Raw genomic sequence first — 13,762 nt, forward strand, 5'->3', positions numbered from 1 at the left:
TGCCGCCGCTTACGTGCGAAGAATTACTGATTGGCGAAGTTGACGTCGACCGTCATGCTGGTGGCCTCCGTGGCCGGCTCGAAGCGCCAGCGGCGAACGGCGTCCTGCGCGGCTGTGCCGAGAAGAGCATGGCCGGATTCGACCTTCGCATCCGAGACCGAGCCATCAGGAGCGACCACAAGTTGAACCACAACTACTCCGCTGACGTGCATGCGGCGGGCGAGTTCGGGATAAACGGGCGGCACCCTGCTGACGATGGCGCGATGGCCCGCGGCCGATGCGCTGCCGGGACCAAGTGCAAGAACCGCGATGAGAAGAAGTGGAGAGAGAAAACGACGAGAGAGTGCCACGATTTGCCTCCAAAATAGATTTCAGAGGCTGTATCGGCAGATGGAGCCTTGGGCTTTAGCGGTTAGACAAGGGCGGGAGCGCCGATCTCCGCGAAGGTAAGATTTTCGGCCGTACTGCCGGTGCGCTGCTTCCAGTCGAGGAAGAGCTTTCCATAGCTGTCGGTGAGGCAGGTCGCTGGGTCGATCGAGAGCTGGCTGAGGGTTCGCTCGATCCAGTCTGGAGGCCCCTCGAGCTCGGCATAGGTCCCGATGGGGGTCTCATCGACAACTACATGCGCGGACGGTTCGGACGCATGAGACCACTCGGTGCGATATTTCTCGTAGACGAAGGCCGGAGCGTAGCCGAGGTGTTCGAAGATGGCGGCGAGGGTGGGACCGTCGCCTACGGTCGTTTCTGTCTCGATACGCACCTTGTAACGGGTGGAGTCTGGTGCGCTGTGAGGATCGGCCAGCCCCTTGTGGGTGACGATATAGGTGTTCCCGTACTGACGGATGCGGAGGATCTCGGTACGGGCGCGGAGGTCGCGAGAGGGAGTGTCGTAGAGGGTGTTGTGCTCAAACGTGCGCCGAGTCTCGATGTGAAAGCCCAGCTCGAGAAGTCGAGATTGGAAGGCTGCGGGATCGGAGATGGGGAGCTTGAGTTCGATCTCAGCGTTCGACATGGGGTGAGTATACGGCGGTTGGGGCTCGAGCGGCGGCGGTAGGATGGAAAGATATGTCCGGCGGAAAAACGGAGCGTTTAGAAGGAACGCAGGGAATCCCGCGTGCGGCGGAGATTCTGCGCGAGGGCGGAACCGTGGCGTTTCCTACGGAGACGGTCTACGGGCTGGGAGCGAATGCCCTTGATGCAGAGGCAGTTGCGAAGATCTTCGCGGCCAAGGAGAGGCCCGGATGGGATCCGGTGATCGTGCATGTCTCCGACCCTGTGATGGTAGAGAGGGTGGCTGCGATCCCAGCTGCGAGGAAGACCCAGGTGGAGGCACTAATCACGGCGTTCTGGCCAGGACCATTGACACTCCTGCTGCCTCGGACGTCTGCGGTGCCGGATGCGGTGACTGCGGGGCGTCGTCTGGTCGGAGTGAGGATGCCGCGCCATGAATTGGCGCTTGGGCTGATTCGCGCGGCTGGGGTTCCGATTGCGGCTCCGAGCGCGAATCGGTTTGGGAGGACAAGCCCTACGACCGCAGCTCATGTACTGGAGGATCTGGATGGACGGATCGATGCTGTGCTGGATGGCGGATCGACGGAGGTTGGGGTCGAGTCGACGGTGATTGGTCCTGCCGAGGAGTGTGAGGGTTGGATGATGTATCGGCCCGGCGGAGTCTCCAGGGAGGAGCTGGAACAGGTGCTGGGAGCGGGGATGGTGAAGGTGTATCGGCCGGCCGGGAATGCCGGCACACCGGAGAGCCTGCCTTCGCCGGGAGTTGGGATTCGTCACTATGCTCCACGGGCTCGACTTCGGCTGGTTTCGGAGCTTTCGCTTCCGCTGGAGGGAAGCCTTATTCCTGCGATTGAAGAGGTCTCTCGAGAGGATGGGACCGTAGGGGTGATGCTCCCGGAGGGATGGGAGAGCTCGTCTGCTCCGCTGGTTTACCACTGGGGCGCGTGGAGTGATGGAGCGGGTCTGGCGCGGCGCTTGTTTGCAGGTCTGCGAGAGCTGGATGAGGCGGGAGCATCGGTGATCGTCTGCCCGGTGCCGGAGATAGGCGGAATTGGCGAGGCGATTCGTGACCGGCTGGGGAAGGCCGCTCGGGAGAAGTGACCACCAGGTCCTTCGACTTCGCTGCGCTCAGGATGACACGGCAGCAGTATGGCCTGGTGTCAGCGGGTGGCGGTGGCGAGCTGACCGGCGAAGGCGTCGAGTGATAGCGAGCGCAGAAGGTTGCGGCGCATTCCGCTCCAGACCTGGTCAAGGGCGCGGGAGGCCTGCTCGATCCACTGGAAGGAAACCGTCTGTGCGATGCGATCGAGCTCGGCGCGCAGATCGGTGTTGCGCACCAGCTCGGGGGTTCCGGACTGGATGAGGAGGACGTCTTCGAGCAGGAGGGTGAGGGTGCGCAGGAGATCGGCGGTCTTCTGCTGGCCTTCCGCTCCGGCGCGATAGGTCTCGGTCATTTTGAACAGGACGGTGTGATCGGGTTCCTGTGTGGCTTGACGGAGCAGAAGCATGGCGTCGGCACGCGCGGCGGTATACGTGGCGAGGTCGAAGCCAAGGGCGCGTCCTGCCGCTCCTTGAGCGAGGCGGGCGATGAGCGTGCGCTGCTTCGGCGGAACGTCAGGGCGGCGATCGCTGAGCAGCATCTCGATCTCTTCGACCGGAAGGGCTCCGAGGCGGACGAGCGCGGCGCGGGAGCGGATGGTGGGGAGAAGCTCGCCTGGATTTTCGGAGAGCAGGATGATGTGGACGGTCGCGGGCGGCTCCTCGAGAACTTTGAGGAGGGAGTTTGCGGCCTCCTTCATGAAGCTGGAGGCGGTGAGGATGAAGATCTTGCGCGGCGCTTCGCCGGGGAGGTAGTTGGCGCTGTGGATGAGGGTGCGGACCTGGCCGAGCTTGATGAGCAGCTGTGGCGGGTCGGGCGGGATGATGAGGACGTCCGGGTGCGGCTGGATGAGGACGCGGGTCTCTTTCTTGTCGGTCTCGCGCAGCTCTTCGCGGGCGGCGACGGCCTTGTCGATCTCGTCGTCGAGGGCGAAGGCGGTGGCGATGCGGGTGCAGTTGCGACAGACTCCGCAGAAGCCGGCGAGAGACTGTCCGTTCGACCAGAGGTCGCGGGGCTGTCGCTCGCACTCGATGGCCATCGCGAGCATGAGGGCGAGGGTATATTTTCCGGCGCCTGCGGGGCCGGAGAGGATGAGAGCGTGCGGGAAGCGGCCGGCGGCGATCGCGGTGCGAAGGTGCTCGACGGCGGCGGCGTTTCCGAGGAAGGCGTTGAAGTCAGCCGGATAGGCGATCTGGATCTCCGGATTCTGGGCCATGCCCCTCCCCCTCTTTTCGGGCAAAATCTTCGATTCAGAGAACTTAGGGGTGGACCTCCCGAAATGTCGCAGGGGAATCGATCCGATCCGGCTCAGTTTCTCTCTCCTTCTATCTTAGGCTATGGGAGCAAACTGATCGGCACCTCTAGTTTTACTTGATGGATGCAATTTAAGTAATTGAAAATATGTGTTTTGAGTTGACGTCGCATGGGCAAATCTTAGTCCGGGCCTAATTGACAGCCTTTTCGTGCGATGGCCAATCGCTCGAGCGTGATGGTCGATCTGAGGGATGTGGAACGGTTCGAGCTTCGCTCGAATGCCCACCTTAGCGACGATGGAGCCGTCGCGAAGATGGGGCACCCGTAGTTGGGTCCTGCACTGAATCGCTACGGCTCGCCTCAGTAGGTCCACCAGGCGAGGCCGTCGGGTTCGCGCCCGGCGTCGATTCTGCCGATCATCTCCAGTTTCGTGAGATCGACGACGGCGACGTAGTGGTCGCGCGGGCAGGCGATGAAGGCACGCTTGCCGTTGGGCTCGATCTGGATTCCCGACGCTCCGCGCTGCTCGATGGGGATGCGTTTTACGACGGCGTGATTTCGGGAGTCGATGATGACGAGGTCTTTGCCGGTGTGAGTGGTGACGATGACGAGGCGGCCGTCGGGGGTGAACTTCAGACGATTGGCCCCAACGATGCCGGGATGGAGGATGTCCTGAACTTTTTCGGTGACGAGATTGATGAGGGAGATGGTTCCGTCCGCATTACCGACCCAGAGCTCCCGGGCGTCGGGGGAGACGGCGAAGCCTTCGGCGGCTTCGCCGACCGGGATGAGGGTGTGGTGCCATCCGGCGTGGGTGTAGGAGGCCGGGGGAGCGGGTGCGCCGGGGACGACTGTGGGTTTGATCTCGACCTGATCGAAGATGCTCATGGTGCGTGAGCCGGCGTTCGAAGCGACTATTTTTTTGCCATCGGGGGAGACCCAGACGAGATGCGTCTTGTCCTGACCGGTGCCGAGGACGGAGGTGACGCGGCTGGTGGCGGGATTGATGACGGCGAGAGACTTGGAGCCTTCGGTGGTGACCCACAGGCTTCCATCGTGCAGGAAGATGCCGTGAGCACCGACCAGAGGTGAGAGGTCGACAGGGGGGAGAGGCTTTTGATTGACGAGATCGACCCGGGCGAGCGTGTGGAGGGTTCCTTCGCCGTAGTTGGAGATGAAGGCTGTGCGATGGTCGGGGCCTACGACGACTTCGTGAGGATCTTCGCCGATGGGAACATGAGCGAGGACGCGAAGGCTGAGGGCGTCAACGATGGCGAGAGCGTGAGACTGCTTGGTGACGACGAGCAGAGCTTCGCGTGGTGAAGGTGACTGTGTTGAAGGTGACTGGGCGTGGGTCGATGCGGCGAAGAGTGTCAGGGCCGCGGCCAGAACGTAGGACTTGGAGATCATCGAGCGGGTATCCCTCCTTTTAGAGGAGACAGGTGCAGGTTCACAACTTTGCCCCCGCGGTGAAAGGAACGCAGGCTGCTGATTTGTGCTCCTGGTGAATACCAGGTAGCTGGTTGGTTGCGGTGGCGTTCGAGGACAGATTTTTTGTGCGGCTATGGAGGGACGAACAACAACGGACAGGGGTTTCCCTATTCGAGAGTTCTTCCGTAGATCACGGTCCGCTCGCGGGCTCCGCTGGAGTTGAAGACGTTGAAGTTCGCTGGCTGGCCGGGCTGAATCAGGCCCAGGCTGTCGTCGAGGCCCAGGAGTCTGGCCGGATTATGCGATGCGAGACAGGATGCGACCTGAAGCGTGGCGCCGGTGAACTGCTGGAGGTTGGAGACAGCGCGATCTAGCGTGAGGACGCTTCCGGCAAGGGTGTGCTTGCCCTGGGCGAGGTCCTCGGCGGAGAGAGCCCGGCCATTGGCGACGGTCACGGCGAAGGTCCCGAGCATGTATTCGCCCTCGGGCATGCCCGCCGCAGCCATGCTGTCGGTGACCAGGATGGCCCGGTCGGGACCTTTGGCCTTGAGCCAGAGACGGACGAGTTCGGGCGCGACGTGGATTCCGTCGCAGATGAGCTCTGCGTAGAGGTTGTCGTCGTCGAGTACGACGCCGAGGACGCCGGGCTCACGATGATCGAGGGCGCGCATGGCGTTGTAGGTGTGCGTTGCGCTGCGGGCACCGGCATGGATACCTGCGCGGGCTTCCGCCGAGGTCGCGTTGGTATGCCCGATGCTCACGCGGACGCCTTGTTCGGCGCAGTGCCGGATGAGATCGATTGCGCCGGGGATCTCGGGGGCGATGGTGATGAGTCGGATGTGGCCTGCGGCGGCCTGCTGGAAACGATCGAAGAGGCCGATATCGGGAGGAAGGATGTGGGCGGGTGGATGGACGCCGCGTTTGGCGTGCGAGATGAAGGGTCCCTCGAGATGGATTCCGATGGGGCGAGCGAGATCGGGGTCCCACGCAGAGGTGGAGGCGCGATCGATCGCCTGGGCGATTCCTTCGAGTGAGGCGAGGGTTTTGTCGATCGCAGCGGTGACGGTCGTGGGGAGAAAGTGGCCGACGCCATGGCTGGCCATGAAGCGGCTGACGTTGCAGAGAGCCTCGGGAGTTCCTTCCATGACGTCGTGACCGGCACCGCCATGGGTATGAATGTCCAGGAAGGTTGTGGTCAGCGTGGTGTCCGCGGCCTGGGGGGCGGAATCCGGCTCGATGGCCGCGATCGTGCCGTCGCGGTGGATGGTGACGGTAGGCCGCTCGATGGTTTCTGTAGCGGTGATAAGTCGTCGTGCTGAGAGAGTCTGGAGCATCGCGGTTAGTCTAGTCTCGCCTGAATCGAAAACGAAAGTATGAGTGAGAAGAGGAAGAATTTTCGGAGAAACACTTATGCAGAAGTGTTTCTCCGAGGGAAGGGCTAGTTGAGGGGCAAGGCTGGCGCGGGAATTCCCAGCTCCGCGGCTGTGGGCAGGGTCTGTGAGTTGGTCCACTGGCGCTGTGCCGTGCGCATACGGTCGATGCGGCCAAGCCACATCTGGATGGTGAAGTCGTAACGCTCGAGATTGTTGCGCAGGAAGTAGGGCCGGTAGCTCTTGAGCCATGCCTGCTCGTAGAGGTCGCGCAAGAGGGAATAGTTGTTACGGAGATCCTGCAGCTTGCCGTTTACAGCGTTGATGGAGTTCAGCTCGCGGGCCAGCTCCTCATGATCCTCCTTGGTTTTGGAGGTCTGCAGGGCGAAGGCGTGGGCGTAGCTGTTGGCGATCTCGTCGGAGATCTGGAACTTGAGCCCGATGAGATCCATGCGGCGGGCGCCGAGATCGAGCACGTCGAGCGCGTCGGTTTCGCGGAGGTTGGGATTGGCGGTGCGGGCTTCGGCGACTAGAACGAGGGCGCGCTCGGAGTGCAGGCGAAGCTCGGAGAGGAGGGGACGAAGCTGACCGGCGATGCGCTGGCCATCGGAGTTCCAGGGGTCCTGCCAGAAGAGGAGGTCCTGCCCGTCGACCTTATAGGGCGAGTCCTTGAGGAGCTTGTGAGCTGCCATCAGCTCGCGCTGGGCTTCGTCGATCTTGCCGGTAGCATCCCCGTGGAAGTTTTCGCCGAAGCTGGACTGAAAGGCAGGAATCGAGGCTTCGCCCTTGTGCCAGGCGGCCTCGGCGCCGTAGAGGATGCCGTACCAGTCGGCGTTGACGAGGGCTTCGCCGTCGTCGTTCCAGATGGTGTTGAGCTGACCGGTGGCTCCTAGCTTCTGTCCATCGAGGGTGAACCGCTGGATATTGTCGAGGCCGTTGTTCCAGTTGGGATAGACGCGCGACCAGTTGTTGATGCCGGGCGCGACCCAGGTTTCGAAGCCGGCGTCGGTGAAGGGCTTGATGTAGCGATCGAAGCCGTTGGGGTGGGGGTTGTACTCCCAGGGGACGGCGATGGTGGCTTTCTTGAAGGAGTCGGGGAGCTGTTTGAGGAGATCGGGTTCTTTATAGGCGATGTCACCCCAGAAGAGGAGCTTGCGGTTCAAAGGCTGGAGATCGGTGACGATTCGCTGGAGGAAGTCGAGGTAGACGGTTCCGAGGCCCCTGGAGTCGACTTCGGCCTTGGTCTGGCCTTTGCCGAGCTCGACGGTCTCGTCGGCCCCGAGATGGAGGAAGGGCCCGGGGTAGATCTGGGCGAGCTCGCTGAACATGTCGTGGGTGAGCTTCTGTGCGTCGGCTTGTCCGGGGGCGAGGACCTGGCCGTGGGGGGTCTCTGCGATCGGAGAGTACTTCTCCCAGTTGAGGAGATAGTGGAGGTGGCCGAAGGCTTCCTGCTCGGGAATGATGATGATGTGGTATTTCGAGGCATAGGCGCCAAGCTCGCGGGCCTGCGCCTGGGTAAGGGAGCCTCCGGGGGGCGCCATGAGGGGGTGGCCGGTGTACTGCATGGTGTGCTCGAAGTAAGGCGAGTAGATATTGACCTTGTAGGCGGCCAGAGTGCGGATCTGCTTCTTCTGGAACTCGAAGGTGGGGAAGGGGCCGCGGGAGAGGTCGTCGCTGAGGCCGCGGTAGCGCATGGCGGGCCAGTCGCGGATGGTCGCGGTGTGGAGGGTGGCGTTTGTGCCGTAACCGGTGACGAGCTGCTTGACGGTCTGGAGAGCGTAGAAGATGCCGGAGCCGCTGTCGGCTGTGATCGCCAGGCCTTTGCCGTCGGGAATGATGGCGTAGCCTTCGGCCTTCATCTCGGCGGGGAAGTCAGCCTGCGTTTTTTTATCGGGGGAGGCGTCGGAGAGGATCGATTTCGAGATCGGCGAACCGTAGCGCACGACGAGGATGTTGACCGGGGAGGTTGCGTTGACGGTCACACCCTGCGAGGCGAGGTAGCTCTTGAGGTCGTCGACGGCGAAGGCATCCTCGCTGTCGCAAGGGGAGGTGCATGCGATCTGAACTCCCTGCGAGAGAGATTGGGCGGTGGCTTCACGCACTTCGCGAGGGATGGGGATCAACTTCAGGGGGGACTGAGCGGCAGTAGACACAGCGAGAGCAGTGAGCAGCAGGGAGGCAACGGAAAAAAAGCGCATGCCGATAACGGTAAATCAGTTAGCGCTGAACTGACAGGCCGTGAGTCCCAGGAGGTCGAACATCGGTCGTATTTCTACGTCAGCGGTCGGTTAGGGACTGCAATCTCGAAGGTTAATGGATTGCTAATTATTTTCCTGTTCACACGATTTTGGAAGAATCAGCGCAATGGCTCGGAAGAGCAGCGCAGCCACGGATCGCTTCAAAAACAGGTCCGGGCTCCCTATCTCTGTCTTATCCGGCCGCTTAAATATTGCGAGGGTCCATGACGAAGCAACTACGAGCTGCGCTCGCAGCGGTGCTGATTTTGAGTACGGCATCGATGCAGGCGCAAACGGGAACGTCTGAGCGAACGGCTACTAAGAGAGCGGTTCGGAAGAAGGCTGAGAGTCCACTTGAACGGACCCTTAGGGAATTACGGGAGCAGATGCAGGCTCAGCAGGCTCAGATTGATGAGCTGAAGCGCCTGTTGGCTGACCGAGACGCTAAGTTGAGCACGACTTCCCAGGATGCGCAGGCTGCGACAGCCTCTGCGAATGCGGCGGCGGCACGGGCACAGGAGGCGTTGACGGCGATCCAATCGAACCATGAGGAGATGGCGACGCTCTCGAGCTCGGTCTCTGACCTGAAGGTAGCCAATACCGGACTGGCACAGACGATCAGCGATACGAAGAGAGATGTTACGAGTGCGATCGAATCTCCCACGACGATCCACTACAAGGGTGTGACGATTACGCCGGTCGCGTTTTTCGCGCTTGAATCGGTGTGGCGGTCGCGGGCGATGGCGTCGGATGTCAATACGCCGTTCAACTCCACTCCTTACATGGGATCAGGAATGGCTCATGTGAGCGAGCTGAACTTCTCGGGCCGGCAGAGCCGATTGGGCGCGCTCTTTGAGGGCAACACGGGGCCGTTCAAGCTGTCCGGTTATGTGGAGGCGGACTTCCTTTCGGCGGGTGCGACCTCGAACGACAACCAGAGCAACAGCTATACGCTGCGGCAGCGCCAGATCTGGGGTCAGGCGGCGACACAGTCGGGCTTCGCGGTGACGGGTGGACAGATGTGGTCGCTGGTGACGGAGACGAAGACCTCTACCGATAACCGGACCGAGAACCTGCCGATGACGATCGACGCCCAGTATCACGTGGGCTTCAGCTGGGCTCGGCAACCGGCGATGCGGTTTCAGCAGAGATTCGGCAAGTTCACGGCCGCGGCCTCGCTGGAGCAGGCGGAGTATATCTACTCGGCTTCCAATGCACCGTCGAACTTCTTCATCGGCGCTGCTGGAACCGGTGGCGGTCTGTACAACCTGACGGCGAACTATTCGAACAACGTTGCGCCTGATGTGGTTGTGAAGGGAACCTATGATGCGAAGTATGGACACTTCGAAGCGGGTGGGGTCGGTCGCTGGTTCCGCGATCGTTATTACCCTGCCGGGACAACGAGCGCCGGAGCCACCAATGACACCAAGACTGGCGGCGGCTTCTTCGCCAATATTCGCGTGCCGGCGACGAAGTATCTCGACGTGGGCGTGCATATGATGACGGGAACCGGCGTAGGCCGCTACGGAACGTCAACGCTGCCGGACGTCACGGTTCATCCGGACGGAACGCTTGCCACGATCAAGTCGCAGCAGGGGTTGATCTCGCTGGAAGGGCATCCGCTGAAGAAGCTCGATGTCTTCGGCTACGCCGGCGGCGAGTATGCTCAACGGACGACTTTCGCGAACGCGAGTGGGGTGCTGGTCGGCTATGCTCCAGTGACTGGCAACAACACCGGTTGCAATACCGAGGCAGTTCCATCGGGATCGGGCAACGGACTCGCCGGTGGGGCACCGTACAACCCCGGCCCGGCGGCAAATTGCCTGGGTGCGACCCGCGCAATCCTTCAAGGCACGGCAGGGTTCACCTATCGCGTCTATTCCAATCCGCGGTTTGGGCGGTTGCAGTACCAGATGCAGTACAGCTACCTGACCCGCGAGGCGTGGACCGGTGTAGGCGGCGCCCCAAAGGCGACCAACAATATGGTCTTCACTGGAATGCGTTACTACATTCCCTAAACCACCGGATCCCGGTCCGACGAAAGACGTCCTGAGAGGACGTCTTTCGTCATTTAAGGCGGAGATGGATAACGGAGGTAAATTGGTCAACCACTTGTCCCTCAGGTTTGATAGGCTTCTGGGGTCGAGTTTGTTCGGACTCGCACTTAATTGAAAGACGGTTGACGCCCTCTTACCCATTGTTTTACCAGTTGCTTTCCGAGGTGCTTTGAATGCTTGATTCGATGCGGTTGTTCCCATCCGATCCCGCGGCCCGTGCGGTTTCGGCGAAGCTTTATGAGACAGTGCGCGACCTTCCAATTCTTTCTCCACACGGACATACCGATCCGGCGTGGTTTGCCAAGGATGAGTCCTTTCCCAATCCCGCGGCTCTGTTTATTCAGCCGGACCACTATATTTTTCGCATGTTGTACTCGCAGGGAGTATCGCTGGAGTCTCTGGGAATTCCGCAGGTGGACGGCAAGCAACAGGCCGATCCGCGCGAGGTGTGGCGCATCTTTGCGAGGCACTACTATCTGTTCCGGGGGACGCCGACGCGTCTGTGGCTCGATTACTCTCTGAGCACGCTGTTCGGTCTTAGCGAGCGCCTGAACGCGGAGAACGCGGATGACTACTACGACACGATCTCCCGAGCGCTTCAGACAGCTGAGTTTCGTCCGCGTGCTCTCTTTGAGAAGTTTCGGATCGAGGTGCTTTCTACCACCGATTCTCCACTCGATCCTCTTGAGTATCACAAGGCCATTCAGGAATCGGGATGGAAGGGAAGAGTGCTTCCGACTTTCCGGCCGGATGCGGTGATCGACGCGGAGTACGCAGGCTTTCTCGAGAACATCGAAAAGCTGGGTGCGATTACGGGAGAGAACATCGGGACCTTCAAGGGCTATCTGAATGCTCTGCGTAGCCGCCGCGCGTTCTTCAAGTCGATGGGAGCGACGGCGACCGATCACGGACACCTGACTGCGATGACGACCGACCTCGATCCGTCGACGGCCGAGTCGCTTTACCAGCGCATCCTTTCTGGCCGTTCGGTTCCGGAAGAGCAACAGATCTTTCAGGCCCAGATGCTGACGGAGATGGCGGGGATGTCGGTGGAGGATGGGCTTACGATGCAGCTCCATCCGGGAAGTATCCGCAACCACAACAAACTGTTGTATGGGAAGTTCGGACGCGACAAGGGCGCCGATATTCCGTCTCCTACGGAGTATGTTCGCAACCTTCGACCGCTGCTGAGCAAGTACGGGAACGATACACGGTTTACATTCATCGTGTTTACGCTGGATGAGTCGACCTTCTCGCGAGAGCTGGCGCCGCTTGCGGGTCACTATCCTGCACTGAGGCTTGGACCGCCATGGTGGTTCCACGATTCTCCCGAGGGCATGATGCGGTTCCGTGAGACGGCTACGGAGACTGCGGGCTTCTACAATACCGTGGGATTCAACGACGATACGCGGGCCTTCCTGTCGATTCCGTCGCGACATGACGTGGCGCGCAGGATCGATTGCGCGTTTCTGGGTCGCCTGGTGGCGGAACATCGTCTGGACGAGGAAGAGGCTTTTCAGGTTGTCCAGGACCTGACGGTGAATCTTGTCAGGAAGGCTTACAAACTCTAGGAAACGAAGTATGAAGAAGGAGCCTCCGGCAGGCCCGGATGGCTTCTTTGTCTCTCTCGACGGAGAGTGCGCAGGCGCAGACGCTACGGCGCGAAACGGAACTTCGTGTCATCTCGCCAGCGAGTTTGCCTTTGACCGAGATACCCGCATTTGTTATAACAATAAAAGCGCAGCGCGTCCCTGATCTGGACGTGCTCCATGGCACTCCTGAGTAGCTCAATGGCAGAGCATTCGGCTGTTAACCGAAGGGTTGTAGGTTCGAGTCCTACCTCAGGAGCCAATCAAAATCAAGAACTTAGAGCAGGGAAGAGCAGTTCGAAAACGACGCAAAAGGGCTGATTGTGCCCATTTTTGTGCCCACGCTCTTTCAAAACGGATGCTGTATCCATAGCAACCGTGCTCAGTTGGCCCCTTAGCCTCTCGTCCTTAACTTCAATTACAGCTCCGCGATTTGACCGAATCCCACTTCTGCTTCAATCTCCCTCCGCGCCCAATGCAACGGGCTGCCCAGACAGAGAACGATAGAGGAAGTGATATGGCTCTCTTTAAGCGAGGCGGGGTGTGGTGGTACAAGTTCTACTTTGCCGGCCAACCGATCCGCGAGTCATCCAAGTCAACGTCGAAGACGGTCGCGAAGAATGCTGAACAACAGCGGAGAAGGGAACTAGAGACTGGTTTCCACAACATCAGAGAGGTTCGCCAGCATCGCATTCGATACCTCAGGGATGTAGTCGATGAGTATCTGATCGGTTACAAGCTGAGATATCGATCAGCGACCTTTGCCACCTACGCGCTTGGTCATGTATCGCGGATTCTCGGAGCCGAGTTGATTGTTGATATCGATGAAGCGGCGGTCCTGAAGTATCAGGAAGATCGACTGCGTGAGCAAGCGGCGCCAAAGTCGATTAACGAAGAGGTGCGTTTCCTGCTGAAGATGCTTGGAGACTCAGGTGAGGTGATACGCGCTCATCTGAGGAAGAAGAAACAGCTCAAATTGGCGGTTAGAAAACGGATCGGGAAAGCCTTCGACGCTGAGGAAACCCAGAGTCTGACAGAGAAGGCGAAACTGTCACGAAGCCCGCACATGTTTCCGGCATTTATGCTCGCCCGCAACGCGGGCCTGCGAGATACGGAGATCAAGACGTTGACCTGGGGCCAAGTCAAGCTGAAAGCTGGGACTCTGCAGGTTGGTAAAGCCAAGAGCGACGCCGGAGAAGGCCGAATCATCCCCCTAAACTCAGAACTTCACGAGGCGCTGGTAAATCACAGCGAATGGTATCGAGAGCGATTTGGAGCTTTGCAAGACGATTGGTATTTGTTTCCGTTCGGAAGGCCGATGCCTTCTGATCCCACGCGGCACATTACCTCGTTCAAGACCGCATGGAAGACCACGCGCAAGAACGCGAAGGTGACAGGCAGGTGGCACGATAACCGGCACACCCTCATCACGGAGCTTGCTGAAAGTGGCGCCGGCGACGAGACCATCATGGAGATCGCCGGGCACGTCGATCGTCAGATGCTTCGCCATTACAGCCATATCCGGATGAAAGCAAAGCGAGAGGCCCTGGAGGCGGTCGCAGTCAAACGTCGGAGCTCTTCCAGGCTGAGCGCCACGTCGCAACAGGACGCCTCTCCATCGCAATAGCGCACCTATGGGGCGATTTGACCGAGTTCTCATCTCAGGTTAAGTTCTCGGCCAAGTTGCCCCAGGGCCCGCTTAGAAAAGAGGAGG

The 13,762-nt window shown here is 60.3% G+C and carries 11 protein-coding genes and 1 tRNA gene; 6 read left to right on the plus strand and 6 right to left on the minus strand.

The window, feature by feature from the left end:
* Window positions 1–23 precede the first annotated feature (23 nt).
* Window positions 24–350: a TonB family protein gene (locus BDD14_RS32580; protein WP_207231821.1), complete on the minus strand. Its 327-nt coding sequence runs from the start codon at window positions 348–350 to the stop codon at window positions 24–26.
* 62 nt (window positions 351–412) lie between these two features.
* Entirely contained in the window at window positions 413–1,012 is a 600-nt protein-coding gene (locus BDD14_RS24865; RefSeq protein WP_130422194.1) for a class IV adenylate cyclase, read from the minus strand.
* Between the two features lie 53 nt (window positions 1,013–1,065).
* Here BDD14_RS24865 and BDD14_RS24870 point away from each other — a divergent pair, with 53 nt between their 5' ends.
* Window positions 1,066–2,112 (plus strand): L-threonylcarbamoyladenylate synthase, encoded by a 1,047-nt coding sequence (locus tag BDD14_RS24870; protein ID WP_130422196.1) that lies wholly within the window; start codon window positions 1,066–1,068, stop codon window positions 2,110–2,112.
* 59 nt (window positions 2,113–2,171) lie between these two features.
* On the opposite strand, the gene BDD14_RS24875 is transcribed toward BDD14_RS24870, so the two are convergent.
* The 4 genes from BDD14_RS24875 to BDD14_RS24890 form a co-directional block, all read right to left on the minus strand.
* Window positions 2,172–3,326 (minus strand): DNA polymerase III subunit, encoded by a 1,155-nt coding sequence (locus BDD14_RS24875; RefSeq protein ID WP_130422198.1) that lies wholly within the window; start codon window positions 3,324–3,326, stop codon window positions 2,172–2,174.
* A gap of 398 nt (window positions 3,327–3,724) precedes the next feature.
* Window positions 3,725–4,774 carry a YncE family protein gene (locus tag BDD14_RS24880; protein ID WP_242618184.1) on the minus strand — a complete coding sequence of 350 codons (1,050 nt, stop codon included), beginning with the start codon at window positions 4,772–4,774 and terminating at the stop codon, window positions 3,725–3,727.
* Window positions 4,775–4,962: 188 nt separating this feature from the next.
* The gene (gene nagA, locus BDD14_RS24885) at window positions 4,963–6,129 is read right to left on the minus strand and encodes an N-acetylglucosamine-6-phosphate deacetylase (RefSeq protein ID WP_130422200.1); all 1,167 of its coding nucleotides are present in this window, start codon (window positions 6,127–6,129) and stop codon (window positions 4,963–4,965) included.
* A gap of 104 nt (window positions 6,130–6,233) precedes the next feature.
* Window positions 6,234–8,363 carry a glycoside hydrolase family 20 zincin-like fold domain-containing protein gene (locus tag BDD14_RS24890; protein WP_130422202.1) on the minus strand — a complete coding sequence of 710 codons (2,130 nt, stop codon included), beginning with the start codon at window positions 8,361–8,363 and terminating at the stop codon, window positions 6,234–6,236.
* Between the two features lie 263 nt (window positions 8,364–8,626).
* On the opposite strand from BDD14_RS24890, the gene BDD14_RS24895 reads away from it, so the two are divergent.
* From BDD14_RS24895 to BDD14_RS24910, 5 genes are all read left to right on the plus strand, one after another.
* The gene (locus tag BDD14_RS24895; protein WP_130422204.1) at window positions 8,627–10,420 is read left to right on the plus strand and encodes a hypothetical protein; all 1,794 of its coding nucleotides are present in this window, start codon (window positions 8,627–8,629) and stop codon (window positions 10,418–10,420) included.
* Between the two features lie 212 nt (window positions 10,421–10,632).
* Complete coding sequence (uxaC, locus tag BDD14_RS24900; protein WP_130422206.1) at window positions 10,633–12,030, plus strand: glucuronate isomerase; 1,398 nt, start codon at window positions 10,633–10,635, stop codon at window positions 12,028–12,030.
* Between the two features lie 10 nt (window positions 12,031–12,040).
* The gene (locus tag BDD14_RS32035; RefSeq protein WP_165420229.1) at window positions 12,041–12,214 is read left to right on the plus strand and encodes a hypothetical protein; all 174 of its coding nucleotides are present in this window, start codon (window positions 12,041–12,043) and stop codon (window positions 12,212–12,214) included.
* Window positions 12,215–12,235: 21 nt separating this feature from the next.
* A tRNA-Asn gene (locus BDD14_RS24905) sits at window positions 12,236–12,310 on the plus strand.
* A gap of 255 nt (window positions 12,311–12,565) precedes the next feature.
* Window positions 12,566–13,675, plus strand: coding sequence for a tyrosine-type recombinase/integrase (locus BDD14_RS24910; protein WP_165420230.1), 1,110 nt, complete (start codon window positions 12,566–12,568; stop codon window positions 13,673–13,675).
* Window positions 13,676–13,762: the final 87 nt, after the last annotated feature.

It is taken from the genome of Edaphobacter modestus, assembly GCF_004217555.1.
Classification (GTDB): domain Bacteria; phylum Acidobacteriota; class Terriglobia; order Terriglobales; family Acidobacteriaceae; genus Edaphobacter; species Edaphobacter modestus.